The organism is Streptomyces sp. NRRL B-1347 (genome assembly GCF_000720325.1).
GTDB lineage: Bacteria > Actinomycetota > Actinomycetes > Streptomycetales > Streptomycetaceae > Streptomyces.
Map to the genome: position 1 here is coordinate 1 of NZ_JOJM01000306.1, position 329 is coordinate 329.

Genomic DNA, 329 nt, shown 5'->3' on the forward strand with positions numbered 1-329 from the left:
TCGGCTTTCACCGTCAGGTGGGCCAGGTGACCCAGGGACCTCCTTCCGATTCCCTCCCGGCTGAACCGGGGATACAACAAAGCGCCTCACGGCGCACTCACGTTCACGACCTCCCGCAGGTCACAGGACCCCGGATCTCCGGTCGCCGACCGCTTCACCCGGTCCTGCTTCCAGGCCGTGATCATCGGCTCGATCAACGCCCACTGCTCGTCCGATAAGGGAGTGTCCAAGGGAGTGTCCAATAGACGGCGGATCCGATGATCAAGGAGACGCCTGATGAGTGAGACCATCACCGAGCACGAGGCCGTCGAGGAGCCGGTCGCTGAGCC

1 pseudogene is annotated in these 329 nt (G+C 63.8%); it reads right to left on the reverse strand.

The window, feature by feature from the left end:
* Positions 1-101: 101 nt before the first annotated feature.
* A pseudogene (locus IG74_RS54090) lies at positions 102-290 on the reverse strand (hypothetical protein); the annotation flags it as partial.
* Positions 291-329 lie beyond the last annotated feature (39 nt).